This window comes from Pseudovibrio sp. Alg231-02 (assembly GCF_900143565.1).
Taxonomy (GTDB): Bacteria; Pseudomonadota; Alphaproteobacteria; order Rhizobiales; family Stappiaceae; genus Pseudovibrio.
In genome coordinates, this window is the sequence record NZ_FREX01000006.1 from 104,320 (window position 1) to 129,564 (window position 25,245).

Consider the following 25,245-nt stretch of genomic DNA (forward strand, 5'->3'; position numbering starts at 1 on the left):
GAGTGCTTACTCCAGTCCGATGTTGAGGTCATCGTCTTTGGCAACTCGCTGCATCCGGCGAAAGATTGCCCCTGCATTGACGAAAGCAAGAGAGCGAACTTCTTTGTCTGTATCGGCATTGCGCTGTGCAATCTGGGCAAGAATTTGCTCAATGGTTCCGCCAAAAGCTGTCGGTGCCTGCTTGATGACTTCTGTGCCGTCGCTGTTCTGGATGGTGCATTCTTTGTAATTGCAAATCCAGACGTCTCCGGTGTCTTTGAAGATTGACCAGAGGTCAGAGAAGTAAAGCGCGTAAGCGGTGGAGATCGCGGCGGCTTCTGTACGGTCTGCTGAGGCTTGGCTCGCCAGATTATCTGCCAGTGCAAGCTGAAAGGCTGAAACAACAGAATACAGCTCATCGCTGGATTTCTTGTCCTCGGAGATGCGACGGGCAAAGCCGGGCACTTGCTCTCTGCGCTGAAGGGTTTTGAAAAGCTGGTCATCTACGCCAGCAAGCTTGAGGTAATGTCTGCGTTTAAGGGGCACTGCGCTCTCCTTGTTCGGTGTCGATTGACACTAAATATAGCGATATGGTTTTGAGTGTCAAGTGACACTTTGAAATTCACAATCTTTCAGCGCTGAGGCGATGAGGGCGTAGTCGGGGTCTAGGTGTCCGGCGACTGTCATCTCTTCTAGGAAGAGGCGGAGTTTGGTGACTATGCCGGTGAGGGTTGGGGCGGGGGTGTCGATGAGGTGGCGGTAGGTGGTGGTGACGGCGTCGCTGTAGGGGCGCAGGAGGGCGTCTTCCTCGGCGAAGCTGGCGGATTTGGGGATCTTCAGCTCGCAGTAGTGCTGGCAGGCGGTTTTGTAGCGCTGTGCCAGGTCTGGCAGGGGATCGTGTGGGGTGGCTTTGGCGCTGGGTGTTGCCACCACGGCAATGCTGGCGAGGCTTCCGGTCAGCACCGCGCGGCGGTCCGGGCTTTGGGCGCACTTCTCCCGTTCGCGAAAAAGGTCTTTCATCGCGTTCTCCATGATTGATTGCTAACTATACACTATTGATGTAACCTTACATGAAATAAGTCAACACTAAAAATGTAAGGTGACATTAAAAATGACGATTACGCCAGCGCAGTGTCGAGCCGGACGAGCATTGATTGGTTGGTCGCAGGGGGATTTGGAAGAAAAATCGAAAGTTGCGAAGAAAACTATAGCCGACTTTGAGAGAGATGTGCGCAACCCTTATGCGCGTACACTTGCTGATTTACAATCTGCAATGGAATCTGCTGGTGTAGCGTTCATACCAGAGAACGGTGGTGGTGCTGGTGTCCGATTATCCAAGAAATCGGGGTGACTGCTACCAAAACATATCGATGGAAGTTGTGTTATGAAATCTGAAAATGAGCAGTTCAGTGAAGCCCTACGGATAGTAGAAATTCTAGAAAATAATACAACGATCCTCCAGACTGACAATCCTCAACTTCTAAACTTTGCTAATAAAGTTAGATACTTAAATTGGTCCCTTCAAAAATCTGAACCTAATCTCTTTTCAGAGGCTGAAGTTAGATTTCTATTAAAGGGACTCGATAACCTTTACTCTGTAAGTGAAACACTTCTGAAAAGCCCGCAGTCAGTAGTTTTGTCCGACTATGACAATCCAATTAATGAGTTGCTTCTGAAATTTAGCCCGCCTCGAAATATTATCGTAGAAAATGATGATGTTGATCAAATCATAAACCGGGCTCGTATTAATACAAAAGAAATAACAGAAGGCTTTGAAAAAGAAGCGCAGCACTTAAAGTCACAGTTGGCTACCTCTAAAAGGAGACAAGCGACGTTAGACAAACAAATCAGTGACTTGCAATTGTTGCTCTCCGAACAAAAAGGGCAAATATCTAACTTGTCAGGTGTCTTCAAGACTGAATTCAGCGGAGTGATTGATCAAGTTCGGGCAGAAAATAAGGTTCAACGAGATGATTTTGAAGTGAGGTTCACGAAAATCTCAAATGATATAGAGCAAAATCATTCAAGTTTCATCCAAGAACGTCGCTCTGTCTTGGAAGAACAGATAAGCGAGTTGATAGATGGAGTTACTGATGCAAGACAGAAGTCAGAGGAGCTCGTAAAAGAGATAAATGGTCTCTATGGAATTGCAGGCTCAAATGTGATGTCAGGTGATTTGCTTAAACAAGCCAAAGATGAAAGAGAGGAATATAAATTTTTCTCGAAAGTTGCAATTTGGCTCTATATTGCCTCTCCGCTTTCATTGATTCTTCTAGTATTTTTTAATGATATTGACCTTAATGACTATATGTCATTGATAAAAAGACTTCCTGTTGCAGCTCTGTTTTTGCTTCCAGCTTTTTTTGTGAGTGGCATCGCGAGCCGACATAGGCGAGTCGAGATTGATTTACGATCGCTCGGTCTGAGATTGGCTGCATTTGAGCCATATTTGGCCCAACTGTCAGAAGAACAACAGTCAAATTTAAGAACTGAAATGGCAGAAAAATTCTTTAATTATAAGATTTCAAATGAAAAGCATGGAGATCTTAATTCTAAACAGCTTGGGAAACAGCTTGAAGGGTTAATAAGTCCAATCGACAGTTTAATGGAAATGCTCAAAAAGCACACCAAAGTGTCTTAGCCAAGCCAGCTTGACTGGACAGTCTGCCTTCGTTGAGGACGCCGGTTTGCTGCGGAGTTCTCCTGTTTGTTAGGACTGCGCAACTTTGTGCAGTCCTCTTTCCTCATGGCCTTCTCTCCCAATGCCTTCACAGCCTGCTCCACCCGAACACCGCTCGCCGCCAATCCATGTAGCGCCGCACTGGCATAAATCCGGCAATCCAGTGGCTCATTCCTGACCCCGCTGTCGGCCACCCATTTGATTTTGGCAACACCGCCTTTGTAGACCCGAACGGGCTTTTCGGCGGTGATGCCTCGGAAGTAGTCCAGATCCCGCCCCTCAGGAAAGTGACAGTAGCCCGCGCTGGCGGCTTCTATGCGCAGTCGTGAAATCAGCGTGTGTTTGAGGCTGTCTACGCCGACAATGTAAAGCGGGGCCAGCTGACCTGCCTTGAGCTTTGGCGGGCGTTTGGGCCATGCGGGAATGCCCGGACCACCACGCCCTTTGATCGCCCACACACGGCGGTTCTGGCGTGGCTGCACATACTCCATAACATTGGGCGTTCTGTGCCCGCCGCTGTCGATCGCTACTGCTGAAATGGGGAGAGGGGGCACGTCTCGTACGTGTGGGTAGCGCTTCAACAGCACAGCATCCAGCTGCTTCCACACCTCCGGAAACGCCGGATCACCCCAGAGCACCTGATAGTCCAGGCTCCAGCTTTCCTCCCCTTTGCCCCAGCCGACAATCTCCAGTTCCAGCCGGTCGTCCTGCGTATCCACGCCCGCCGTGATCAACGCCACCTCATCCGGTAAGATCTCGCCAAACGGCTCACAGCGGCTCAACAGGCGCTCTGCTTCAATTGGCGCGGTGTCGCGGTCCTCATAGGCTTCTCCCAGCCGCGTGTTGACGAAGGTTTGCAGCCGTGGCGGATCGCTTTTGACGGTGAGAAACTCCGCCGCCATCTCGCCCCACGTCTCAAACGGAGAATACAGCCCCGGCAACCAAAACCCCGCCGTGCGGCCATCCCCATCTTTCGTCGCCTGCCATTGGCCTTGCGCCAGCATCTTCAGCTTGTGGCGTTCCTCAATCGGCTCCCCGCAATGCTCGCAGGTCATGGTTGCCTTCAGCGGCTCACCCTCCGGCCACTTGATCCGCGCCCAGGCGATGACTTGCAGAGCGCCGCAATGGGGGCAAGGCACAAAAAACTTGCGCTGATCGGATTCCGCATAGGCTTTTTCGATGCGCGACACACCGGAAAGGGTTGGCGTGGAACAGAGATAAATCTTCTTCTTGCCCGCATATGTCGCCGTGCGCCGGATCGCCAGTTCCACCGGATCGCCCTCACCATCCGCATCCACCGGATAGCCGTCCACCTCATCCAGAAAGATGTAGCGCACGGGCGTTGAGCGCAGACCTGTTGGGGCGTTGGCGCCCGTCATCACCAGCTCACCACCCACAAAGCTTTTCATGGCGATGGTGTTGCCCTTCTCGCGGGTTTTTGGTGCGGCCACTTTGGCCTTGAGAGCTGGCGTGTCGTTGATGAGCGGATCTATGCGCGTGCGGCTGTTGCGCTTGAGCATATCCAGCGAAGGCATCACCAGCAGCATCATTCCTGGCGCGTGGTCGATGACGTATCCGATCCAGTTCAGCCCTGCCTCCGTCTTGCCCACCTGAGCGCCCGCCATGAACACCACCCGCTCCACCTGAGAGGCAGTGGACAGGCAATCCATGATCTCGCCCAGATACGGCACGCGCTCGGTTTTCCATCGCCCTGGCTCGGCGCTGGTGGGTGGCAGCTGGCGATAGGCGTTCGCCCACTGGCTGACGGTGAGCTGTCGCTCCGGTGCCAATGCCTCGCGCCAGATGGCGTCTGCCCATGAGGCGGTGGTGGTGGCGAGGTCAGACATTGGCAAGATCCTTCAGCGGTGTTTCTGCAAGGTCGGCGAGGTGATCACGGACGATGCGGTCGAGGATGGCGTAGGTTTCTCGCGGATCGCTGCCCAGCTCGGCGGAGAGGGTGGAGGCAGCGCGGCTCGCCCAGCCCATCCATGCATCGCGCTCGCCTCTGGCCCGCTCAAAGATCGCCTTTTGGGCGGCGTGCTTGTCGATGATGTTGCCAAGCTCCCGTTCCAGCTCCAGCTTTGCCAGCTCCGCCTTGATGCGCTCCAGCTCGCCCTTTGGGGTGAGGGGAGGTGCATCAACCAGCGACTTGCGTTTGGCGGCGCTGGTGTTGGCGATGTACCAGGCTTTGCCCAGCTTGATATCAATCCGCCCGTTGCCAAGCGTTGGCAGGCCTTCCTTGATGAGCTGGGACACGCGACCCCGGGACATTCCCAGAATGTCCGCGAATTGTGCCTTGGTTGCGGTGCGTTGCTCTGGCTCGGCAACTTGCCCGAAAATGCTGATTTGTTGCTCGCCCGAGCTATGCGCTGAATGCATGGTTTAGCCCTAAATTCCTCTCTAAACTGCTGTTTCGTTTAGGCAATTTCAAAACGATCTGTGACCAAAGCGTGGGATGTCGCATACCCGTATTGAGCATTGGTGGGAAGGACCCGGACAGCGCCGCAAAGGCGATGGGGTTGTCGGACACCGGACACCCCCCTACGGGGTGTCCGGTGTCCGCCCCCTGAGCGGGACACATCGGGACATTGCGGGACATGTCCCGGTATGTCCTGTCTGTCACGGTATCCATACATACGGGTCATAAACACCTATTCTCCCTTTCAATTGCAGGCCTTGGAATGCACGGTTGAATGCCTTGCGGCGTGCCTCTGATGATCCTGTTGGGCTGATGCCCATTTGATAAGCTTGCTGACGCCAACACTCGATGGTGATGGTGTTCACGTCCTTGGGGATCTCTTCCGGAGTGATTGGAGGTTTTTGGCCGTGAACACACACGGCTTCCTGAAGCGCCCGCATGGCAATCTCCTGAGAAGCAGGCAGCCTCGGTTTTTGCCCTCTTTCTGTCTCGCCCGTATCCGCAGGCTCAATGACACATGACGTTATTTCATCGCCATCTTCATCAAGGCCGAGAACCGTTTGCGAGAGCGTGAAGCGGAAGGTCTGACCGTCTTCGCCGTCTTTCTGCTTGTCGATTGTCGCGAGGCAGGTTTCGCTTTCTCCAATACGTTCCAGTTCAATCACAGTGTCCGCGCAATCTCTCAGGGTGGACGCGCCACGCATGCCGCGCTCTTTGTCCTTTCCGGTGTGGTGGACGATGAGAATGTGAGCATTGGTTTTCTTTCTGAGTTCTTCGACATTGACGATGAATGCCGCCATGTCGCGTGGGTCTGCATCCGTGCCGCCCGCCATCATGCGGGAGAGCGTGTCGATGATGATGAGAGAGACGGGAGCGCCTGCCATCTCACCAATGCTGGCAATGTCATTCGCCAACTGGGAGACGGGGCTTTCCGGTGTGCGCATGTCCAAGGCTGTCGGGATCATGGCGAACGGGATGCGCTCTGTGATGCCGTGCCGCTCGCGCCATGCCTTGAGGCGCTGTCTGGCTCCAGTCGCGCCTTCTCCTGCGATGTAGGCGACTGTGCCAGTCTTCACACGGTTGTCGAACCACTCCATGTCTGCGGCAATGCGCAGGCCGAGGTCAATTGCCATGAAGCTCTTGCCAACGCCTGAGGGGCCAAACAGGACGGACATTTCGCCTGAGGCCAGAATGTTCTTGATGAGCCATGAGCGGGGAGGCGCGTTGTCTTCCTCTCCAAACCAGATGGTTGGAAAGTGTGTTCTGGTTGGTCGCCATGTTTCTGCGGTTTCGGTGGCTGTGTTGAAAGCCTCTACGGTGCCGCCCTGATCAAGCCAGTCGGAAACATCTCCCTTGGCTTGCAGGTTTGGCAGGCGCACCACGGCCACGCGCTCGGCAACCTCGCGGAGGTTCTTGGCGACGATGTCCCGGTGTTCGCTGCCAGCTTCGTCATTGTCCGGCAGGATGAAAACGCGGGCGCCTTTGAAATAGTCTGCGAAATGGTTCGGCCACTTCTTCGCGCCGCCCGGGTTGCAGGTTGCGACGATGCCGAGGCTGGCAAGGCGGTCTACATCCTTCTCGCCTTCGACGATGTATACGGGCCGCTCCAGTGCGAGAGCTTCGGTTAATTCTGTGAGACGGTAGGGGATGAGGCGTGTGCCTTTGACCTTCCACTCCCATCCGCCATTGGGGAGAGGGCGGCGCTGTCTGAAGGTCTTTGGCTCCATGCGCACGACCTGGTAAAGCAGCTCTCCGGCCTCATTGCGGTAATCGTACTCGGCGACAACCTTTCCCTTGCTGCTGACATGGGGCTGTCCGGCAAAGTCACCAAACTCTGACTTGAGCCAGTTTACTGCTTCTTCTTTGGAGCCGCCGTTGACGTGCTTCACCAGATCGATGACGCCTCCGCCTGTGTCCGCTTCAAAGTCTTTCCATGTGCCTTTGGCTTCACCTGCAATGTTTACTTTCAAGCTGCCATTGGTTCCAAAGCGCAGCTCGCGACTAGAGGCGCTGGTTGCTTCTCCGAGAAGCCGCTTTGCTGTTGGTTCTATGAAGCTCGAAAAGTCTGTCACTGCACAAGCTCCAGCACTTTGGCGAGCTTCAGCAGGCGTTCGCTGGCTTCTTCTTTCTCGACTAGAAACGTCTCTGGATTTGATCTGCGGCGAGTGCCGATCCTGCGCACTTCATAGGCGATGGCCTTCAGCTCTTGCGGGACATTCAGGGAGGCTGTTTGCAGACTGTTCATGGCCGCTTCCTCCCCTCTGAGAAGGGAGAAAAAGGGGCTGGTCGTTTTGAGAAAAAGCCCAATAGTTTCAGTGGGGGTGTTGCCGAGGCTGGGCAAACTAAAGCATTGATTTTAAGTCGACAGGTTAATCCCTGTCTCTCCGCCATTAATTCCCCTGAAAATCAGAATAACTCGATGCCATCTGGCGATTTTTCTGCGTTTTTCTTTCCAATCTTCCCGATATCACATCTTATTGCTGAGTTAGTCCATCGCAGGCAGTTCTCATGCTGCTGATGTTTCTCATTTTCAGATGCTCTCAGCGCTCACACATAATGTTGAATTCAATTTTAAGTTGATGTAATTGCCATGAGCAATTATGAGTGAGGATTAAATGATAGATTTTGATGTCCATAGCGAATTCTCGTTGTCATCAGATGACAGCTTTGCAGAGCTGGTGCCAGGGCTGCTGATTGAGGGGGAAGAAGTTTTAGGTTCTTATTCAACTGGTCGGGATGGCGTTGTTTTTACAAACTTACGGGTTATGCCAATCGACGTGCAGGGCTTTACCGGCAAGAAGCGTGACTTCACATCGCTCCCTTATAAGAAGGTGACGGCGTATTCTGTCGAGACAGCTGGCACGCTGGACGCAGATGTTGAGCTCGACCTCGTTATATCTGGGCTTGGGAAGGTGAAGTTCAGGTTCTACAACCTGGAGGAGATGGTTGAGATCTCCCGTCACATCGCGAAGGCCATCCTTTAAGCAATCGGCCGATTACAAAGCTCACCTGCGGGCTGAAGAGATAGACCGCAGGTATGCAGCGCACTCACACCGCGCCAGCACCCCGCCCGCGATGCTGTTCAATCACCTGGACGATCCGGTCGGTCATCATCCGCACCTCGGGCAGGTGCCTCCGGTCATCATGCATTGTCACCCACTGGTGTTTCGTCAGGTCCTCAATCACTGGTCCGCATCGCCGTAAGTGAGGCGACGTATCCCCCAGAAAGCTTGGCAGAATGGAAGCGCCAGCGCCTGCGCACAGCAGGTCCAGCAGGGTGTGTTGAGAGCTCACTTGCATCACCATCTCACTGCCATGCTGCTCCAGCAACCAGCGTGAGGATTTTGTCGTGGCGTACTCCGGCGCGATGCCGAGCCACCGCTGTTCCACCGCCGCATCAGCTCCCACTGCTACATAGGGCGCGAACTCCACGGGTGGCAGACGCTTGCTCGCCAGCCCGATCTCTGCAGGCGCTGAGCTGCGCAGGCCAATGTCGATCTCGCGTTTTTTGATGTTCAGCCGGTCCTCACTGGTAATGAACACCACCTCAAACCCGTCCTCCGGCTTGCACAGAGCACCAATATGCATGCTGAGAAACTTCATGGTCCAGCTTCCGGCAGAAACCCGAACTTGCGGCCTGCGAGACTTCGCGCTCAGCCACTGCTCAAACCCGGCATAGGCGCACTGAAACGGCTCCAGCTGCTCCAGCACATCCCGCCCGTCCTCGGTCAGTACATACCCGGCCTGCACCCGATCAAACAGCTTCAGCCCCACATCCTCTTCCAGCTGCTGCATGCGGCGGCTCAGCGTCGCCGGACTACACGCCAGCCTCTGCGCGGCTTCACTCAGCGTACCGCAAGCCGCAAGCACGAGGAATGCATTGAGATTATCCAGCAATCGAACCTTCATTTTTGAAAACTGCTTTTGAAATTTGGCCGCTATCCGGCAGAAAGAACACAAGGAAAGATAGGCTTAGTTCTCCTCAAAGAAAAGAAGCCAGAATGTTGATTTTCCCACTTCGTGAACCTGATAGACACCCACCAAACCCAACGCCGCGGCAGTTGGAAGACTATTACACCAACTACGCCAGCGCCTGCGCGCGGCCCTATTACATCGCGCTGGCCTCTATCATGGCGGTCGTCTTCATACTGTTCTGCATTTTTACGCCATAACACCAGCACAAAGCTCTGGCCTGCGGAGCGCGTTACTCACCGCAGACCAGCAGGGTGCATGCGCTTGCGAATGCCGGTCGCGGGCAAACAACAAACGAGAGGGCGGCAGACAAAGGGTGGTGAGGCTCCGCCCACGGCGAAACGCCACTTTGCACCGGCACAGTGAAAGGCACACCTCATACATCGAGTAGAATGACGAGAAGAGGCGCTAACGCAGCCGAACAGGGCAGGGGGCTCAGCGCCCCGCGCCCAACCCGTTACTCAAGAAGCGTCAATGTTGTACTGATCGGTTGTGGGTCGACGACCTGCTGTAGAACCCCACAGGTCTTTCTCAACGCTTCTATGCGGTCTGGCAAGGCATAATGCAAAGTGAACAAAGCATCCCGCTCACTGCTCTGGTTCATCCGCTCACTCAGCACAAGCTGCTGAAAATAAGCAAGATTTTCAAGATCAGAAACAGCGATGAGAACTTCATCTAACTCATTATCGATAGTATTTGTGGCGCTGTCCGCGCATGCAGAATCGTCCATTCCAATCCCCTTACTGACTAGGGTGTTGAAGATCCGCAACGCCAAAAAAGCTTCCTAGGGCTCGCTGGCGAGCGGGAGGCTAGAAACCTGAGTCAGACAGGCGAGCTTATTCCCCCCCGAAGGAGGTGTTGTATTCACCGCCCTCCCGCTCATAGCAAAGGGTCTGCGCACTATAGATAGGCACAAAAAAACCGCTAGACTACGGGAGCGGGTACCGCTGACGTGAGGTTTCTAGGCCTCACATATGAGTGTGAAACACAACCCCACAACCTGTCAACGCCCAAACCCAAAACCTCCCCCACTCATGCATTATTGCAACGGTCAGAGAGGGACTTCCCTCAACGGTTTGAAGGCGCCGCCCCTACGGTGTCATCCCGGGCGAAGCGCAGCGAAGACCCGGGACCCATTCCACCTCACCACCAACGCCACACTCGCCAATCAACAAAGCCCTCACCACAAACACCCGAAAGCTCTCCAACCATAGTGCTCGCGATAAAACGCAAAGCAGCCCCCACGGTGTCTTCCCGGGCGAAGACCCGGGACCCATACCCCCGGTATCAATGGGGCACACCAAGAGGCAGCAACAGAGCACAATCTTCGTCAGCTTTCACCTCAACAAACACCTTCAGCCATCAAATGAAGCTTGCATTGGCACAGGGAGGAGCAATTCGGGGAGGCCTCGTCTCCCTCCCTGCATAAATCAGCACCGCAAGTGGTTATAGATCCCGGCTCAATGGCCGGGAAGACATTGGAGGCGAACGCTCTGCTCATCAGTTCCACTGCAAAGCCAGCCCATCTCAAACCACAGTGCCCTCACACCCCATGCTTCCCCTCAGAGCCCACAACCCTGAAGCCCCACATCCCCTCCTGGTGTCATCCCGGGCGAAGACCCGGGACCCATACCCCCGGTATCAATGGGGCACACCAAGAGGCAGCAACAGAGCACAATCTTCCTCTGCTTTCGCCTCAATAAACACCTTCAGTCATCAAATGAAGCTCGCACTGTCACAGGGAGAAGCAATTCGGGGAAGCCGTGTCTCCCTCCCTGCATACATCAGCACTGCAAGTGGTTATAGATCCCGGCTCAATGGCCGGGATGACACCAGAGGCGACTACTCTGCTCATCATTTTCACTGGGAAACCAGCCCTATCTCATACCACAACGCCCTCGCACCAATGCCTCCACTCAGAGCCGCACCCTTTAAACCCCCACGTCCCCTCGGTGTCATCCCGGGCGAAGACCCGGGATCCATAACCACTAACGTAGTTTCGTGTATCTAAAATAATTGGGGAGCCGTACTTATCTAGAATATTTCTTTCTGAGTTCTGCATAATATGATGCAGAAAAGTACTAAGAAACTAGGTGAGCTTGTTTGGTAATGGTAAGGCGATCGTATTTATTTAGTCTGTTTATAGTACTGCTTTCATTTTCAAGTGTTTCGAATGCTGAAACATACCGTTGCGTAACAATGTCATCTGTAGGGTTTGAAGCTGGTCAGGGCTGGAAGCCAGCTAGGTTTGCAAATCGCCCTGTTTACCTAATTAGGAGAATGGATGAAGTAGAACGTGATAATATCCTCATTTTGCCTGATCCCAAGATAAATGGCCGGTTTTCAAAGGAGGGGGAGCTCATCGAGAAAGGATTTTGTGAGATCACTGAGTTAGAGATCAGCTGTAACTCCTCTCTTGGTGAACTCTATATGGCACAAAAGAATGGCAGGTTTACTCTTTCGAGAATAAGGGGATACATTTTGAGTATAGATGAGGATGTTTTTCTAGATATTGGTACTTGCTCTTTGCTTGAGCAAAATCATTAGGAAGAACCTATGTTTATGAAGCAGTTTTTGAGAATATCAATTCTCGGGTTTATGATTTTGTGCACTTCTACGTTTGTGCTTGCTAAGGACTATGTGCGAACGGCTAGAGTTGGCTACGCATTATGGGAATGCGCTGCTCTTGGATCAATCACAAAAGAAGATAGCAAGCAAAGAGAGGTGTTCTTCGAGAAAGGGCATCAAGAATTGACAAAGCTGTTTTCCGGTCTTCTTGAAGGAAAAGTAGCTGAAGAAGATTGGAACCAGATGCCAATTGGCTTAACGCTAGGATTAAGTGGAGGGCCATCGCTTGAGTTTAGACTTGGAGTCTTGTGGGCAGGTATCATAGAAAATGTGTATGAAAGTACTCTACCAGAACAAAAAAGTTTGAGCTGGGATGATAAAAAAATGCTCCAGAAAAATGCTGCGCAAAAGAAAATTCAAATGAAGAATTGTGGGTTGTTAGTGCCCTAGAGGTACGAGCTAAAGTTGCTCATGTACTTTGGCTCCCCTTCCCATCCTCCGCCATTTCCGTTACCCTCCACACACCACCACCAATCCTCAAAGGATTCCCAATGCCGCTGCGCATGCACATCGCTGTAAAAATCACCGCCCGTGTCCATGATGGTCCGGCGTGTGGGCGATTTATGCGCTTGGCTTAAAAGCTCCTAATGCATGAGTGAGAACCGCACTGCAGAGCTAATGTGCTCGCCCGTTTGTGCGTCTTCATTCAGGCAAGAGCGTTTAGGCAGCGGGGCAGGGCGTGCCATTCCACGAGCAGCCCCAGCGGGTGTTTTTATCGTAATTCCTCAGTTTCCGCTGAAAAACGGGAGTATTGAGGAAATCTAAGAGGCTGATTATCAATCAGCCCCTTTATTGCGCTGCCAGCATTCGCTAAAAGACCTCCACGAATTTTATTTGCCCGGCTGGGACTCAGGTCCCAATCAGCTGCTGGCACATCCAAACCCTTGAGGGATTATGTCCGACCTCGAAACACTCGAAGCCGAGATTAACACCGCGATTGCCGGTGCTGACTCCGAAGCCGCACTGGAAGACGTGCGCGTTGCCGCCCTTGGCAAAAAGGGCAGCGTTTCTGAAAAATTGAAAACGCTTGGCAAAATGAGCCCGGAAGAGCGCAAGGAAATGGGTCCTGCGCTCAACGGCCTGAAAAACCGCGTTGGTGATGCTATCACCGCTCGTAAAGACGTGTTGAAGGTTGAGGCACTCAACGCGCGCCTCGCCTCTGAAACCGTTGATGTGAGCCAGCCACTGCGCACCACTCCGGCAGAAGAAGGCCGCATTCACCCGATTTCTCAGGTGACTGACGAGCTGATCGCCATCTTCGCTGACATGGGCTTCTCCGTTGCTGAAGGTCCGGACATCGAGACGGATGAGCTGAACTTCACCGCGCTCAACTTCCCGGAAGGCCACCCGGCCCGCGAAATGCACGACACCTTCTTCTTCAACGAGAAGGAAGACGGCGAGCGCATGTTGCTGCGCACGCACACATCCCCGGTGCAGATCCGCGCGATGAAATCTCAGGAGCCACCGCTGCGCCTGATCATGCCGGGCCGCACATACCGTTGTGACAGCGACCAGACCCACACACCAATGTTCCACCAGCTGGAAGGCCTCGTGATCGACAAGACCACGCATATCGGCCACCTGAAGGGCACATTGGAAGAGTTCCTCAAAGCGTTCTTCGAAGTGGATGATGTAGAGCTGCGCTTCCGCCCAAGCTTCTTCCCGTTCACCGAGCCATCCATGGAAGTGGACGTGAAGTGCGACCGCTCCGGCGCTGAAGTGAAAATCGGTACCGGCAACGACTGGATGGAAATCCTCGGCTGCGGCATGGTGCATTCCAACGTTCTGCGCAACTGTGGTCTCGACCCGGATGTGTACCAGGGTTTCGCATGGGGCATCGGCATCGACCGTCTGGCTATGCTGAAATACGGCATGAACGATCTGCGCGCCTTCTTTGATGCAGACGTCCGCTGGCTCAAGCACTACGGCTTCCGCCCGCTGGATATGCCAGCGCTGGTCTCCGGTCTTTCCAAGTAATTTGGTCCAAACGTAAAGAGCTAATAAAATGAAATTCACCCTTTCCTGGCTCAAGGACCATCTTGAGACCGATGCAAGCCTTGAAGAAATTGTAGAGCGCCTGACGCTGATCGGGCTGGAAGTGGAAGAAATCTCCAATCCAGCTGATCGCCTTGGCACGTTCAAAATTGCCCGCGTTCTGGAAGCCGAGCAGCATCCGAATGCAGATCGTCTGCGCGTGCTGAAAGTGGACACCGGCGAAGGTGAGCCCCTGCAGGTTGTCTGTGGCGCACCAAACGCCCGCAAAGGCCTGATTGGCGTCTTCGCAAAACCGGGCGATTACATCCCCGGTCTCGACGTAACATTGTCCGTTGGTAAAATCCGTGACGTGGAAAGCCACGGCATGATGGCCTCCGAGCGCGAGCTGGAGTTATCCGACGAACACGACGGCGTCATCGACCTGCCAGAAGACGCACCAGTCGGCACCCCGTTTGTTGCATATGCTGGTCTGGACGATCCGGTCATCGAAATCGGCCTGACCCCGAACCGCTCCGACTGCGCAAGTGTGTTCGGAATTGCGCGTGATTTGGCTGCTTCCGGCTTAGGAACGCTAAAAACCCCGCAAAAAACGCAAGTGAACGCACATAGCAACGCAAACGATCTAAAAATCCTTTTGGATCTAGGGGATAGCCCGGAACACTGCCCTGCATTCGGCTATCGTGTGGTCCGTGGCATCAAAAACGGCCCGTCTCCTAAATGGATGCAGAAGCGTCTGGTTGCTATCGGTCTGCGCCCGATTAATGCCCTCGTGGACATCACCAATTACATGACCTTCGATCAGGGCCGCCCGCTGCATGTCTTTGATGCAGATAAGGTTTCCGGCAACCTGACCGTCCGTCACGGTAAGGCTGGCGAAGAGCTTGTTGGCCTCGACGGAAAAACTTATGCCGTCGATGAGAACGTCGTTGTCATTGCTGACGACAACGGTCTGGAGTCCCTCGGTGGAATTATGGGCGGAGAATCAACAGGTTGCGACGAAAATACCACAAACGTGGTGATTGAAAGCGCTCTCTGGGATCCGCTCAACATCGCCCGTACAGGCCGTAAACTGGGAGTATCTACCGACGCCCGCTATCGCTTCGAGCGCGGTGTGGACCCGGCGTACATGGTGGAAGGCCTTGAAGTTGCTACGAAATTGGTCATGGACCTATGTGGCGGCGGCGAAGCTTCCGACGCGCACGTTGTAGGAGAAGTGCCACAGGAAGAGCGCATCATCGACTTCCCTCTCAGCGAAGTCAAACGCCTCTCCGGCCTGGAAGTATCCCACAGTGAGATCAAAGCTATCCTCTCCCTGCTCGGCTTCTGGGTCGCTGGCAACGGCGATGTAGTCAAGGTTTCTCCTCCTAGCTGGCGTCCGGACATCTTTGGGAAAGCTGATTTGGTAGAAGAGGTTATGCGCATTGTCGGCATCGACAAAGTGCCAACTGCTACCCTGCCGCGCATGGAGCCAATCTCCCAGAAGGTTCTGACTGTTAGCCAGATCCGCCGCTCTAATGCCCGCCGCGCACTCGCAACACGCGGCATGGACGAGGCTGTTCTGTGGTCCTTCATTCCTAAAGCCCACGCAGAGCACTTCGGTGGTGGTAACCCACTGCTATCATTGGCAAATCCGATCTCCGCAGACATGTCCGACATGCGTCCGTCCCTGCTGCCTGGCCTGCTCTCCGCAGCACAGCGCAACGCAGACCGCGGCTACGCCGACGTCGCTCTCTTCGAAGTCGGCCAAGTCTTTGAAAATGATAGCGAAAAAGGCCAGAAGATGGTCATCGCCGGCATCCGCCGCGGTACCGCCAAACCAACCGGTTCCGGTCGCCACTGGTCCGGAAACGCTGAAAACATTGATGTTTTCGACGCGAAGGCTGATGCTGGCGCGGTACTACAGTCCATTGGTGCGCAGGTAAACAACCTGATGGTCTTCACCGACGCTCCGGATTACTACCACCCAGGCCGCTCCGGCGCCCTCAAAATGGGCCCGAAAAACACCCTGGCGTACTTCGGTGAGATCCACCCTAAGACCTTGGAAGCATTGGACATTGAAGGCCCGCTCGTGGCGTTTGAAGTCTTCATCGACGCTGTTCCTCAGCCGAAGAAGAAAGCGACCAAATCCAAGGGTGCGCTGAATGCTGCGGATCTTATGCCGGTAAAACGGGACTTTGCGTTCCTGGTAGACAGCTCTATCCCGGTTGAGAAGCTCCTGAAAGCTGCCAAAGGCGCGGATAAAGCATTGATCACAAACGTGAATCTCTTCGATATCTACGAAGGGCAGGGCGTGCCGGAAGGCCAGCGCTCTCTCGCGATTGATGTAACCCTGCAGCCGACCAAGAAGACCCTCACCGATGAGGATATCGAGGCGGTCTCAAACAAAATTGTTGCGTCCGTTCAAAAGGCTACCGGCGGTACCCTGCGCGGATAACTCCCGCTGTACAGCACTGACGAAACACAAAAACGCGGATTCCGGAAAATCTCGGAATCCGCGTTTTTTAATGCAAAATCGGCAAAATTTGTCCAGACAGCAGGGGCATAACCTCACCCGCCCACGGGGATATCCAGCCCGTCCAGCACAGCTCAGCCCCAGAACCCAGCCAAAAACCACAACCACCCAGCGTCAGCCTAAACCGCTCCCTCGCGCCCCTCCGCCTCATCCAGCTGCACAGGCTCAGAGATCACACTCGCCCGCCCGCAGAACCCGCGCCGCCGACGCCGCTGCATACGCTGGCAGTCCTCGTCACTCAACTCCGCTTCGGGCAGGCAGGAGCCATCGGCTGCAACAGCACCGCCCTCAATCTTCAGCGCAAGCCCCTCCGTCAGGGCCGTCGCAACCACCGTGCGGGCGTGGGAGACAAGCCGCGAGAACGTAGGCCGCGAAATCCCCATCAGATCAGCAGCAGCCGTATGTTCCAGCCCTTCTGCATCGGCCAGACGCAACGCCTCCATCCCGTCCTGCGATAAAACCGCCGCCTGAAGCGTGCGCAGCGGCACGCCCTGCGGCTTGAAAAAGCGCACTCCTGCAGTTCCATGAATTCGGCGTGGTTTTCTTGGACGTGGCATAACAAACACTCCTTTCACAGCCTCTCCCATAAGAACCATCAATGATTTAGGCAGGGGAGACGCACAGCAACATAAATCTAGAGCAGGGGGCGTGAGGAAAAGAGAACGCGGCCAGCTCTAATGAGCATATGTTCATTATACTGCGCCTCTTATCAGTCACTGGCAAGCTAGGAAAAGAACATATGCTCATAATGTCACCTCACCACAACGGGCATAACCAACAGCATACAAGGGCATAAACAGCAAAACCGCCCGAAGCTTCCACCCCGAGCGCGCCAACCCATCTAATAATCTATGCTACATGTTCGCGGTGATAAGTCCGGTACGAACCTCGTCCTCCACCTCAATCATGGAGTAGTTCCTCAGCAAACCGTCCTGATCAAAAAACAGGGCCACTTCCTTGGTGGTCACATCCTGCCCGCTGGCAAGCAAATCAACCACCGGAATGAAGTTCTCAACCTTCGCCTGCGTCCGTACATGCCTGTATTTCCAAATCTCATTGCCGCTATCGGTAAAATCAGTGGTGTTTGGGTCACCCAACGCAACGCGCACATCTTCCTTGGTTGTCTTGCCGTTCTCCAACTGGCTTTCCAGCCCTTCACGCGTCAAATGCCGAAGGCTCTCATTGCCAACAGAAGCGCAGCCAGCCACAACCAGCCCAAGCCCCAGAGCGAGGATAACGTGCACAATTCGCAAATCTATGCCCCTTTGCGTTGGTTTGCGTTGCTCCGTAAATGCAACGCACAGCGAGTTCTTCTTAACTGGGAATAGAACTTCGTTCTCTTAGCCGAGCGTGCCGCCAGAGCGCAGCCCTGTAAACCTGAGATAAGACTCGTGTAAGAACTGTCAGGGGGCAATAGAAAGAGGGAATTACGAAATTAAATCAAAGCGCTAGAGGGCGCCTTAGTGCACACCAAACACCAAAGCCGGCAAAAAAGCCTGCACACTTCATGTGGAAGAAACCACCACACGCCCACGTGCACCAACGGGCATAACCCGGCAAACATCATTTTGCGTTGCTATGCGCAACTTTGCGTTTTTCTGCGTTCCTATGAAATTCGGGAGGTCAACGAACCAGAACGCACCGCTAAACCCGAAATCTACGGCAGAAAAGGGGAATAAGTGCAACAGCCCTTCGCCTCATACAGTGCACCAACCACACCACGCAAAATCCAACTTATCCCCGCACACCCAACCCGCTCCAAACCACCAAAACACCTCTCCCTCCACCATCATCCCACACACCTCCCTCTCGTCACCCCACACATCCCCTCTCATCATCCCGCACTTGATGCGGGACCCAGCTGGAAATCACCCCTCATTACAAACTGCATGTTTCATGATGTTGGGCCTGACGTTACGAACACTGACATAGCAGGAGTAGTATCTGGAGTTGATTTGATAGGCTCGCAGCCTCGGCCCTAGATCCCGCATCAAGTGCGGGATGACGTCAGAGGAGGCTAGCCTGTTCTCGAGAACGGACCAACACAAACGGGGAATCCGCAATATATAATGGAAACTCCACTACCAGATATGTAGGTTACATGCCGATGGTTTTAATAAATTATCCAGCTAAACTTATGATTGATAGAACTAGGGACTATAGATTATCCGAGACGATATAATCCAAATTTTCAGTTTTTATGCGTCAAAAATATTATGACAAAAGAAAAATAATATTGAATTTAGGCAATGCGCTTGGATATAGATCTAGTGTGATTTAGTAAAATTGAAATAAGATTTTATTCGCATTGGATATCAAATGGAGCGCAACATAGAAGTCAGACTTCGAGGACCAGAAATACATACTGACTATACGGGTTTGAATGCAATATCATCTCTTGGTTCTCAATTGGTTGGTGTCGAAAATACAAAAATTACGGTCAATCTTTCCTCTATTAGATGGATGGAAGCTCACTTAGCTCCTTTGTTATTGATAATTATTCGGCATTGTGAAGCGCGTGGTAACTGGTTTGAGTTTGTTGGAGTCTCAGAGAAACTTAAACTCATTCTTTCAAAGAATGGCTTTTTCGCTTCCAGCAGTCCTGACATCTATAATACGACCTTAAGGGTGACAGAATTTCATAGTGATGCTGCTATAAGTTTCTCTAATTATACGCGTGAAAACTTGGCCAGACCTGAGATGCCAAAGATGACAGCTGCGCTCAGGAGTAAGTTTTATGAGGGGATAGACGAGCTTTTTGCCAATTGCGCACTTCATTCTGAAGCGCCAATAAACATTTGTGCGGGAGGACAATTTTATCCTCGTTCTGAACGGTTGTGCTTTACTATTGTTGATGGTGGTATTGGCATGGATGAAGTCATATATAGGCGTAAGAGCATTCGGCTTAGTTCAGTAAATGCGATCGATTGGGCTATGACGCCTGGCAATACAACTCGTCAAGGTGACATTCCTGGCGGGCTTGGGCTAAAAATTATCAGAGCGTTTATTGAAAGTAATAGCGGGAAACTACTGATTGTGTCTAACTCGGGATATTGGTGCCAAAATGGAAGCGAAGTTGAATGCGGTTCTCTTGTTTCACCATTTCCGGGCACAGCAGTCATATTAGATATAGTAACTTCTGATCATAATCATTATGATTTAGCGAAGGTTCCTGATCCGAGAGATATCTGGTAAATTATGAAAACTATATCTGTTCCAATTTCGGTCATAGTGGGTGGCGGAATTTGTGTATCTGCAAGTGATGGACACAAGGTCTTTGATGTAATTCGCCAACATATAGTTAACGGCAATCGCGCCGCATTGTCCTTTTCGGGCGTTACCCGAATGACAACTGCGTTTTTAAACGCTGCTGTTGGTCAACTTTATGGTGACTTTGATGAGCAAAAAATTCGCCAGCATTTAGCTCCTCCAGAGGATGCGGAAGATTGGCACTTAGTCAGATTGAAAATTGTGGTTGATCGAGCCAAGATATATTTTAATGATAATAATAGTATAGATAGTATTTTTTCAAGTATTACTGGTCAAGTAAATGACAAGAATTCATGATGCGAAGATAAAATGTGCATTTCAGAATAGAAAGATTATGCTTGATACTAATGTCTGGATTAGTATTAATGGGTTTGATCCTAGATCAAGGACGCCAGCTTGCTATAGTGACTACTTAAAATCTGCCATTGATCAAGATAACGAGATTATCATTAATGATTACATTATGGCTGAGTTTTTTAACCGCTGTTGTCGTATTGAATACATGCTGCATGAGAATAACTACAGGCAAAAAAAGCAAAAAATCGCACATTTAAAGGAGTTTCGTAAGCAAGAAGAGTTTCGCGACTTTATGGAGACTATGCGAGACACTTGTTTACACATGATCGAAGATTATACTTATGAAGCCGTGAATGGCCAATTGAATATTGAAGCTCTTGTCCATGAGTTAAGTGAAGGGCATTTAGACTTTGGCGATTTAGTGATCAGAGAACACTGTATTGCTAATGACTATGCTGTGGTTACTCATGATTTCGATTTTTTTGGGTGTCAGTTAGATATTGTCACTGCGAATAATAAGCTGCTCCGAGCTAACAATTGAAATAGTGCGTCTTAAAAGTGTCCATCCCGCCTAATCCGTCTCCCCTTCGCCACACAACGCACGCTTGCAAACCTTGGCCATTGACACCGCATGCATCTGGTTGCATGCTCTTGGGTGAGGCCCAAAACCTCTCCAAACAGCGGTACCCGCTCCCGTTAACTAGCGGATTTTTTGTGCCTTTTTTCCAAAAGTGCGCAAACCCTTCGTTATGAGCGGGAGGGCGGTGAATACAATACCTTCTTCGGAGGGGAATAAACCCGCCTGTCTGTTTGCAGGTTTTTGGCCTCCCGCTCGCCAGCGAGTCCCAAAAGCTCTTTGTCGCGCGGCCTTCAACACCCTAAACAGAGGGATTGAATATGGTAGACTCCGCATGCGCATGCAGCGCCACAAACACTCTTCAAAATGAAATTGACGAAGTCCAGATCGTCGTCTCTGATCTTCAGAACCTCGCGTACATGCAACAGCTTGTACTCAGCGAGCGCGTGAAGAACAGCTGCGAGCGGGATGCTTTGTTCACTTTGCACCACGCTTTATGTGACCGCCTGGAGGCACTGAAAAAGTCCTGCGGATTATTGGAGCGGGTCGCCCTTCCGCAGCCGGTCAACACCAATGTTGTGTTTCTGGATTAACGCACTGTGACAGGTGCTCGGGCGGTGTCACACGCACCCCGTGTTCACTGCCACAGGGAAGCCTCCACACCAAGGCCTCCAACCTCAGGTGAAAGGCACAACCCCGCAAATGAGCACCCTGCTGGTCTGCGGCCGGGCAACAAACGCCCGCAGGCCAGCATCCCAAAGGGTAGGGGATGCACTCCAATCTGATCAAACACAGCTCGATCAGGCTCTCTGAACGTGAAAGTGATTCATGCTAATCAATCTAAAAATAATGGCAGGAGTTGCTAATATATAAGTTTATTGTGGAATAAATAGGATGTTTTGACGAATCGTGAAGTCTGCCAAACCGGGTGATATACACCCCGTAAAACCCAAAAACCCTTGGTATTTCAGGGAGCTTGTAACGGCAGTTGTGTCGCGCCGCAGCAAGGCACCCCCGTCAAGCCACTGTCTCTAAGTAGTTTTTCCTTTTGACTTTCAGGCCAATTCGCCCAAACTCCGTTGTGTGTAATCAATTAGGTCTTGAAGTTACATTGGGACTAGGAAAATGCGCTGGTATCAGCTGTATTTGAATATCTTAAAGAGAGATAAGCTGCCTTGGCACATCGAAGATGTTTCCATGGCCAATAATCTGCATCTCGTCTGACGACCTCCGCCTGCAGTGGAGTCGCTCCTGCTGCACGGCCGCATGTAAGCTAGCCTCCTGCCTCCTATAGTCCACCAAAGATGCAGAGTGTAGAGGCCAGCCAAAACATGCAGTACCCCCAAAACAAGTAATATTAGGCACTCATTCCAACACTGCATCCCCTACGCAGCAGAAGAACTGTGCTTTGATATTGGCAATACCATCGGCACCTCCGGTTTGCGCTGCAGGTGTGTCGTGATTGCTTCAGATAATGACGTTTGTCTTTGCTCCTGTCTCCCAAGTGTTGAGCGCGCTTGGGGCAGAAGAACGGCACCGCCATGCCTGAGACTTGCAGCGGGAAAATATACAGATCACAGAACAGCCAAGATCATGCAGGAAATAACTCTGCATGGTCAAGTAATGCTCATGTAAAAAGCAGCGCCTTGTGTATTGCATAAAGGTACATGTGTCTGTGATCTGTATATATAAACGATTATTTATTCACATATCCATATTGTTACTTATTGTGATGATCGAATATTTGGATAATTAATGAATACGAAGATTGGTGAAGCGAGAATGTTTTCGATTCGTAAGTAAGTAAACTTCGAAATCGATAATTTCTTCACTCCTTGAGAATTCGGAGAGACATGGTCCCTCCGCCCTATTGGTAAAGAAGCAAGTAAGAGGACGTTCTTATGACTAAGTTTATGCCAGAGCCGTTCAAGATTAAATCTGTTGAACCAATGTACTTCATTTCTGACGAGCGTCGCGAAGCGGCAATCCAGGAAGCTGGCTTCAACACATTCCTGCTGAAGTCCAAAGACTGCTACATCGATCTGCTGACTGACTCCGGTACATCCGCGATGTCCGACAAGCAGTGGGCTGGCCTGATGGTTGGTGACGAAGCTTATGCTGGCTCCGAAAACTTCTACCACCTTGAAGAAGTTGTTAAAGAGCACTTCGGCTTCAAACACCTCATCCCTACTCACCAGGGCCGCGGCGCAGAAAACATCCTGTCCACGCTCACAATCAAGCCAGGCGACTACGTTCCAGGCAACATGTACTTCACCACAACACGTTTCCACCAGGAACGTAACGGTGCAACATTTGTTGACGTAATCTGCGACGAAGCCCACAACCCTGACCTGGCTGACGTGCCATTCAAAGGCAACGTGGACCTTGCAAAACTGCAGAAGCTCATCGACGAAGTTGGTGGCGAAAAGATCCCTTACATCTGTCTTGCTGTAACTGTGAACCTGGCTGGTGGTCAGCCTGTTTCCATGGGCAACATCAAAGCAGTAAGCGAACTCTGCCACAAGCACGGCATCAAAGTGATGTACGATGCAACCCGTTGTGTAGAAAACGCATACTTCATCAAAGAACGTGAAGCTGGCTTCGAAGACAAAACAATCAAGGCAATCCTCCTTGAAATGTTCTCCTACGGTGACGGCTGCACCATGTCCGGCAAAAAAGATTGCCTGACAAACAACGGCGGTTTCCTCTGCATGAACGACGATGACCTGTTTGCTGAAGCAAAAGGTATGGTTGTTCAGTTCGAAGGTATGCCTTCCTACGGTGGTCTCGCTGGCCGCGACATGGAAGCAATGGCAATCGGCATCAAGGAATCCGTAGAGTTTGACTACATCTCACACCGCGTAAATCAGATCCGCTACCTCGGCGAACGTCTGGATGCAGCTGGCGTGCCAATGGTTAAACCTTACGGCGGTCACGCAATCTTCCTCGATGCACGCGCATTCCTGCCACACCTTGACCAACAGCAGCTCCCTGCACAGGCACTTGCCGCAGCGATCTACCGCACCTCCGGTGTACGCACCATGGAACGCGGCATCGTATCCGCAGGCCGCGACGTTAAGACCGGTGAGAACCACGTTCCTAAGCTCGAAACCGTTCGTCTGACTATCCCACGTCGCGTATACACATACGCACACATGGATTACGTCGCAGATGCGATCATCGAGCTCTACAAAAACCGCGAAAGCATCAAGGGTCTCGAATTCGTATTCGAACCTAAGGTACTTCGCTTCTTCACTGGCCGTTTCGAAGAAATCTAAGAACTAAGCCATTGAAGTGACTAGCAATAGTCAAAGACTAAACTGCATTGGAGGAGAGCCCGTGTGCTCTCCTCTGTTGTTATCAAAGCACAAATCTTACCCATCGTAAGTCTATGTGCGCTTTTCGGGAAAGCTCTGCCACGGGGCACTTACAAAATCGGCAGGCGTTTTCTCAATTGGTCACGGCAAATGCCGGAGTTGGGAGGCTCAACATGACCATTGCTTCTGAGCAGGTTCCTACTGCAGAGACAGTTGAACCAAAATCTACCAAGAAAAGCCAGGGCACAATCTTAGGCGCCAGTGTGATCGCTGCTGGCACCGCCGTCGGCGCGGGCATGTTCTCGCTCCCTGTTGCAAACAGTGGCGTATGGTTCTCTGTTTGTCTGGTTCTGATGATCGTTGTTGGTTACATCATGCACACTGCATCGTTGTACATCATGGAAATCACGCTTCATTTCCCTGAAGGGTCCAACTACGACAGCCTTGCCAAGGGCACCATTGGTAACGTGGGCCGTGTGGTCAACGGTCTGTCCGTTGCCTTCCTGTGCTACGTTCTCACCTACGCCTACATCTCAGGTGGTAGTTCGATCATCACATACTCGCTGTCGATTTTTGGTGACGTCAACATGTCATCAGGGGTGGCGAGTTTGATCTTCGCAGTCGTGCTACTATCGATTGTGATGATGGGGACCCGAGCTGTTGACCGTGTGAACACTGTTCTCATCGGCGGCATGATCATCACGTTCATGATCAGCTTGAGCTCATTGATCGGTAACTCATCTACAACGAACCTGTTCCCAGAGATCTCTCTCGGCGATCGCATGCCATATGCGTTCTACACCATCTCCTTCCTGGTGGCGAGTTTTGGTCTTCAAATTACAGTTCCAACTGTAACCAACTATCTGGGGCTGGATGCGAAGCGGACAAGCAAAGCGCTGTTGATCGCGATTTTCCTTGCAGGCTTCTTCTACTTCCTCTGGATGTTTGCAGTATTCGGAAACATCTCCCGTGATGACTTCCCTGCGATCATCGCTGAAGGTGGCAACATCGGTAACATTATCGGTGCTCTGAGTAAGTCTGGTATCAGTGAAAACATCTCTGTAATCCTGCAGATCTTTGGCAACATGGCTGTTGCAACATCCTTCCTGGGTGTCTCTCTCAGCCTGTATGATTACATTTCCGACTTGTTCAAGTTCGATACAGCTACCGTTGCTGGCAAAGCAAAGACTGTAGGCATCGCATTCGTACCAACCATTATCCTTGCTATCCTGTACCCACACGGGTTCATCGCAGCAATCGGTTATGCTGGTGTGGTTCTGGTGATCTTCTCCTTGCTGGCACCAATCGTGATGGTTCGCATCTGTCGTGAGCGGAACCCGGACATGTACCAGGTCCCAGGCGGCAACGCCCGTCAGGCAATGGTATTCGGTTTCGGTATCCTGGTGTTCATCATCACTGCATTCGAACTGACCGGTAACCTGCCAATCTTCGGCTAATCCGTTTGAAGAGAAAGCAAAAAAGACGACTATTCAGTCGGGGCAAAACCTGATTGCGAGGCAAACCACAAGCCCCCGCAATCAAACCAACTGACCCTCAAATGTCAGCAAAAGACTTGCCGCAGCCCTTCCCGCTGCGGCA

At 52.0% G+C, this 25,245-nt stretch carries 24 protein-coding genes; 14 read left to right on the forward strand and 10 right to left on the reverse strand.

Annotated features, from left to right (window positions below; all coding sequences use genetic code 11):
* Positions 1 to 6 precede the first annotated feature (6 nt).
* Together DHN43_RS16530 and DHN43_RS16535 are read right to left on the reverse strand one after the other, a co-directional pair.
* On the reverse strand, positions 7 to 525 hold the full coding sequence (locus tag DHN43_RS16530) for a hypothetical protein (protein ID WP_108819341.1): 519 nt from the start codon (positions 523 to 525) through the stop codon (positions 7 to 9).
* A 57-nt stretch (positions 526 to 582) separates the two neighbouring features.
* Complete coding sequence (locus DHN43_RS16535) at positions 583 to 999, reverse strand: hypothetical protein (protein WP_108819342.1); 417 nt, start codon at positions 997 to 999, stop codon at positions 583 to 585.
* A gap of 91 nt (positions 1,000 to 1,090) precedes the next feature.
* Here DHN43_RS16535 and DHN43_RS16540 point away from each other — a divergent pair, with 91 nt between their 5' ends.
* Complete coding sequence (locus DHN43_RS16540) at positions 1,091 to 1,330, forward strand: helix-turn-helix domain-containing protein (RefSeq protein WP_108819343.1); 240 nt, start codon at positions 1,091 to 1,093, stop codon at positions 1,328 to 1,330.
* Positions 1,331 to 1,363: 33 nt separating this feature from the next.
* Positions 1,364 to 2,620, forward strand: a complete 1,257-nt coding sequence (locus DHN43_RS16545) for a hypothetical protein (protein ID WP_108819344.1) — start codon at positions 1,364 to 1,366, stop codon at positions 2,618 to 2,620.
* Here the strand turns inward: DHN43_RS16545 and DHN43_RS16550 are convergent.
* From DHN43_RS16550 to DHN43_RS27070, 4 genes are all read right to left on the reverse strand, one after another.
* Complete coding sequence (locus DHN43_RS16550; protein ID WP_108819345.1) at positions 2,617 to 4,506, reverse strand: phage terminase large subunit family protein; 1,890 nt, start codon at positions 4,504 to 4,506, stop codon at positions 2,617 to 2,619. The genes DHN43_RS16545 and DHN43_RS16550 overlap by 4 nt on opposite strands.
* On the reverse strand, positions 4,499 to 5,038 hold the full coding sequence (locus DHN43_RS16555; protein ID WP_108819346.1) for a hypothetical protein: 540 nt from the start codon (positions 5,036 to 5,038) through the stop codon (positions 4,499 to 4,501). The genes DHN43_RS16550 and DHN43_RS16555 overlap by 8 nt, the downstream gene beginning before the upstream one ends.
* Before the next feature lie 240 nt (positions 5,039 to 5,278).
* Positions 5,279 to 7,150, reverse strand: a complete 1,872-nt coding sequence (locus DHN43_RS16560) for an AAA family ATPase (protein WP_108819347.1) — start codon at positions 7,148 to 7,150, stop codon at positions 5,279 to 5,281.
* Positions 7,147 to 7,323 carry a hypothetical protein gene (locus DHN43_RS27070; protein ID WP_159096894.1) on the reverse strand — a complete coding sequence of 59 codons (177 nt, stop codon included), beginning with the start codon at positions 7,321 to 7,323 and terminating at the stop codon, positions 7,147 to 7,149. Before DHN43_RS27070 ends, DHN43_RS16560 begins: the two co-directional genes overlap by 4 nt.
* Positions 7,324 to 7,693: 370 nt before the next feature.
* Between DHN43_RS27070 and DHN43_RS16565 the strand changes: the two genes are divergently transcribed.
* A complete protein-coding gene (locus tag DHN43_RS16565) occupies positions 7,694 to 8,062 on the forward strand; it encodes a PH domain-containing protein (protein ID WP_108819348.1) in 369 nt (122 codons plus the stop codon).
* 64 nt (positions 8,063 to 8,126) lie between these two features.
* On the opposite strand, the gene DHN43_RS16570 is transcribed toward DHN43_RS16565, so the two are convergent.
* A complete protein-coding gene (locus DHN43_RS16570; protein WP_108819349.1) occupies positions 8,127 to 8,987 on the reverse strand; it encodes a LysR family transcriptional regulator in 861 nt (286 codons plus the stop codon).
* 92 nt (positions 8,988 to 9,079) lie between these two features.
* Between DHN43_RS16570 and DHN43_RS27230 the strand changes: the two genes are divergently transcribed.
* The gene (locus DHN43_RS27230) at positions 9,080 to 9,250 is read left to right on the forward strand and encodes a hypothetical protein (RefSeq protein ID WP_193777025.1); all 171 of its coding nucleotides are present in this window, start codon (positions 9,080 to 9,082) and stop codon (positions 9,248 to 9,250) included.
* A 257-nt stretch (positions 9,251 to 9,507) separates the two neighbouring features.
* On the opposite strand, the gene DHN43_RS16575 is transcribed toward DHN43_RS27230, so the two are convergent.
* Positions 9,508 to 9,780: a hypothetical protein gene (locus DHN43_RS16575; RefSeq protein WP_108819350.1), complete on the reverse strand. Its 273-nt coding sequence runs from the start codon at positions 9,778 to 9,780 to the stop codon at positions 9,508 to 9,510.
* Positions 9,781 to 11,330: 1,550 nt separating this feature from the next.
* Between DHN43_RS16575 and DHN43_RS16580 the strand changes: the two genes are divergently transcribed.
* The 4 genes from DHN43_RS16580 to pheT all read left to right on the forward strand — a co-directional run bounded on the left by DHN43_RS16580 (position 11,331) and on the right by pheT (position 16,107).
* Entirely contained in the window at positions 11,331 to 11,597 is a 267-nt protein-coding gene (locus DHN43_RS16580; RefSeq protein ID WP_159096896.1) for a hypothetical protein, read from the forward strand.
* Positions 11,598 to 11,606: 9 nt separating this feature from the next.
* A complete protein-coding gene (locus DHN43_RS16585) occupies positions 11,607 to 12,068 on the forward strand; it encodes a hypothetical protein (RefSeq protein WP_108819352.1) in 462 nt (153 codons plus the stop codon).
* Positions 12,069 to 12,572: 504 nt separating this feature from the next.
* Complete coding sequence (gene pheS, locus DHN43_RS16590; protein ID WP_108819353.1) at positions 12,573 to 13,655, forward strand: phenylalanine--tRNA ligase subunit alpha; 1,083 nt, start codon at positions 12,573 to 12,575, stop codon at positions 13,653 to 13,655.
* 28 nt (positions 13,656 to 13,683) lie between these two features.
* Positions 13,684 to 16,107 carry a phenylalanine--tRNA ligase subunit beta gene (pheT, locus tag DHN43_RS16595; protein WP_108819354.1) on the forward strand — a complete coding sequence of 808 codons (2,424 nt, stop codon included), beginning with the start codon at positions 13,684 to 13,686 and terminating at the stop codon, positions 16,105 to 16,107.
* Between the two features lie 197 nt (positions 16,108 to 16,304).
* Here pheT and DHN43_RS16600 read toward each other — a convergent pair whose 3' ends face one another.
* Positions 16,305 to 16,742, reverse strand: a complete 438-nt coding sequence (locus DHN43_RS16600; protein WP_108819355.1) for a DUF134 domain-containing protein — start codon at positions 16,740 to 16,742, stop codon at positions 16,305 to 16,307.
* Between the two features lie 297 nt (positions 16,743 to 17,039).
* Entirely contained in the window at positions 17,040 to 17,429 is a 390-nt protein-coding gene (gene bamE, locus DHN43_RS16605) for an outer membrane protein assembly factor BamE domain-containing protein (protein ID WP_244271719.1), read from the reverse strand.
* 1,075 nt (positions 17,430 to 18,504) lie between these two features.
* On the opposite strand from bamE, the gene DHN43_RS16610 reads away from it, so the two are divergent.
* From DHN43_RS16610 to DHN43_RS16635, 6 genes are all read left to right on the forward strand, one after another.
* The gene (locus DHN43_RS16610; protein ID WP_108819356.1) at positions 18,505 to 19,380 is read left to right on the forward strand and encodes an ATP-binding protein; all 876 of its coding nucleotides are present in this window, start codon (positions 18,505 to 18,507) and stop codon (positions 19,378 to 19,380) included.
* Between the two features lie 3 nt (positions 19,381 to 19,383).
* The gene (locus DHN43_RS16615; RefSeq protein WP_108819357.1) at positions 19,384 to 19,752 is read left to right on the forward strand and encodes an STAS-like domain-containing protein; all 369 of its coding nucleotides are present in this window, start codon (positions 19,384 to 19,386) and stop codon (positions 19,750 to 19,752) included.
* Positions 19,753 to 19,789: 37 nt separating this feature from the next.
* The gene (locus tag DHN43_RS16620) at positions 19,790 to 20,293 is read left to right on the forward strand and encodes a PIN domain-containing protein (RefSeq protein WP_159096898.1); all 504 of its coding nucleotides are present in this window, start codon (positions 19,790 to 19,792) and stop codon (positions 20,291 to 20,293) included.
* A gap of 356 nt (positions 20,294 to 20,649) precedes the next feature.
* Positions 20,650 to 20,922, forward strand: coding sequence for a hypothetical protein (locus tag DHN43_RS16625; protein ID WP_108819359.1), 273 nt, complete (start codon positions 20,650 to 20,652; stop codon positions 20,920 to 20,922).
* 1,308 nt (positions 20,923 to 22,230) lie between these two features.
* Positions 22,231 to 23,607, forward strand: a complete 1,377-nt coding sequence (locus DHN43_RS16630) for a tyrosine phenol-lyase (RefSeq protein ID WP_063309461.1) — start codon at positions 22,231 to 22,233, stop codon at positions 23,605 to 23,607.
* A 212-nt stretch (positions 23,608 to 23,819) separates the two neighbouring features.
* A complete protein-coding gene (locus DHN43_RS16635) occupies positions 23,820 to 25,103 on the forward strand; it encodes an amino acid permease (protein WP_057464244.1) in 1,284 nt (427 codons plus the stop codon).
* The last annotated feature ends 142 nt before the right edge of the window (positions 25,104 to 25,245 follow it).

What these genes read in the sequence shown, in the direction of transcription:
- DHN43_RS16535 (WP_108819342.1), bottom strand. Translation starts at nt 999, where the DNA reads ATGAAAGACCTTTTTCGCGAACGGGAGAAGTGCGCCCAAAGCCCGGAC.
- DHN43_RS16540 (WP_108819343.1), top strand. Translation starts at nt 1,091, where the DNA reads ATGACGATTACGCCAGCGCAGTGTCGAGCCGGACGAGCATTGATTGGT.
- DHN43_RS16545 (WP_108819344.1), top strand. Translation starts at nt 1,364, where the DNA reads ATGAAATCTGAAAATGAGCAGTTCAGTGAAGCCCTACGGATAGTAGAA.
- DHN43_RS16550 (WP_108819345.1), bottom strand. Translation starts at nt 4,506, where the DNA reads ATGTCTGACCTCGCCACCACCACCGCCTCATGGGCAGACGCCATCTGG.
- DHN43_RS16555 (WP_108819346.1), bottom strand. Translation starts at nt 5,038, where the DNA reads ATGCATTCAGCGCATAGCTCGGGCGAGCAACAAATCAGCATTTTCGGG.
- DHN43_RS27070 (WP_159096894.1), bottom strand. Translation starts at nt 7,323, where the DNA reads ATGAACAGTCTGCAAACAGCCTCCCTGAATGTCCCGCAAGAGCTGAAG.
- DHN43_RS16565 (WP_108819348.1), top strand. Translation starts at nt 7,694, where the DNA reads ATGATAGATTTTGATGTCCATAGCGAATTCTCGTTGTCATCAGATGAC.
- DHN43_RS16570 (WP_108819349.1), bottom strand. Translation starts at nt 8,987, where the DNA reads ATGAAGGTTCGATTGCTGGATAATCTCAATGCATTCCTCGTGCTTGCG.
- DHN43_RS27230 (WP_193777025.1), top strand. Translation starts at nt 9,080, where the DNA reads ATGTTGATTTTCCCACTTCGTGAACCTGATAGACACCCACCAAACCCA.
- DHN43_RS16575 (WP_108819350.1), bottom strand. Translation starts at nt 9,780, where the DNA reads ATGGACGATTCTGCATGCGCGGACAGCGCCACAAATACTATCGATAAT.
- DHN43_RS16580 (WP_159096896.1), top strand. Translation starts at nt 11,331, where the DNA reads ATGGATGAAGTAGAACGTGATAATATCCTCATTTTGCCTGATCCCAAG.
- DHN43_RS16585 (WP_108819352.1), top strand. Translation starts at nt 11,607, where the DNA reads ATGTTTATGAAGCAGTTTTTGAGAATATCAATTCTCGGGTTTATGATT.
- pheS (WP_108819353.1), top strand. Translation starts at nt 12,573, where the DNA reads ATGTCCGACCTCGAAACACTCGAAGCCGAGATTAACACCGCGATTGCC.
- pheT (WP_108819354.1), top strand. Translation starts at nt 13,684, where the DNA reads ATGAAATTCACCCTTTCCTGGCTCAAGGACCATCTTGAGACCGATGCA.
- DHN43_RS16600 (WP_108819355.1), bottom strand. Translation starts at nt 16,742, where the DNA reads ATGCCACGTCCAAGAAAACCACGCCGAATTCATGGAACTGCAGGAGTG.
- DHN43_RS16610 (WP_108819356.1), top strand. Translation starts at nt 18,505, where the DNA reads ATGGAGCGCAACATAGAAGTCAGACTTCGAGGACCAGAAATACATACT.
- DHN43_RS16615 (WP_108819357.1), top strand. Translation starts at nt 19,384, where the DNA reads ATGAAAACTATATCTGTTCCAATTTCGGTCATAGTGGGTGGCGGAATT.
- DHN43_RS16620 (WP_159096898.1), top strand. Translation starts at nt 19,790, where the DNA reads ATGCTTGATACTAATGTCTGGATTAGTATTAATGGGTTTGATCCTAGA.
- DHN43_RS16625 (WP_108819359.1), top strand. Translation starts at nt 20,650, where the DNA reads ATGGTAGACTCCGCATGCGCATGCAGCGCCACAAACACTCTTCAAAAT.
- DHN43_RS16630 (WP_063309461.1), top strand. Translation starts at nt 22,231, where the DNA reads ATGACTAAGTTTATGCCAGAGCCGTTCAAGATTAAATCTGTTGAACCA.
- DHN43_RS16635 (WP_057464244.1), top strand. Translation starts at nt 23,820, where the DNA reads ATGACCATTGCTTCTGAGCAGGTTCCTACTGCAGAGACAGTTGAACCA.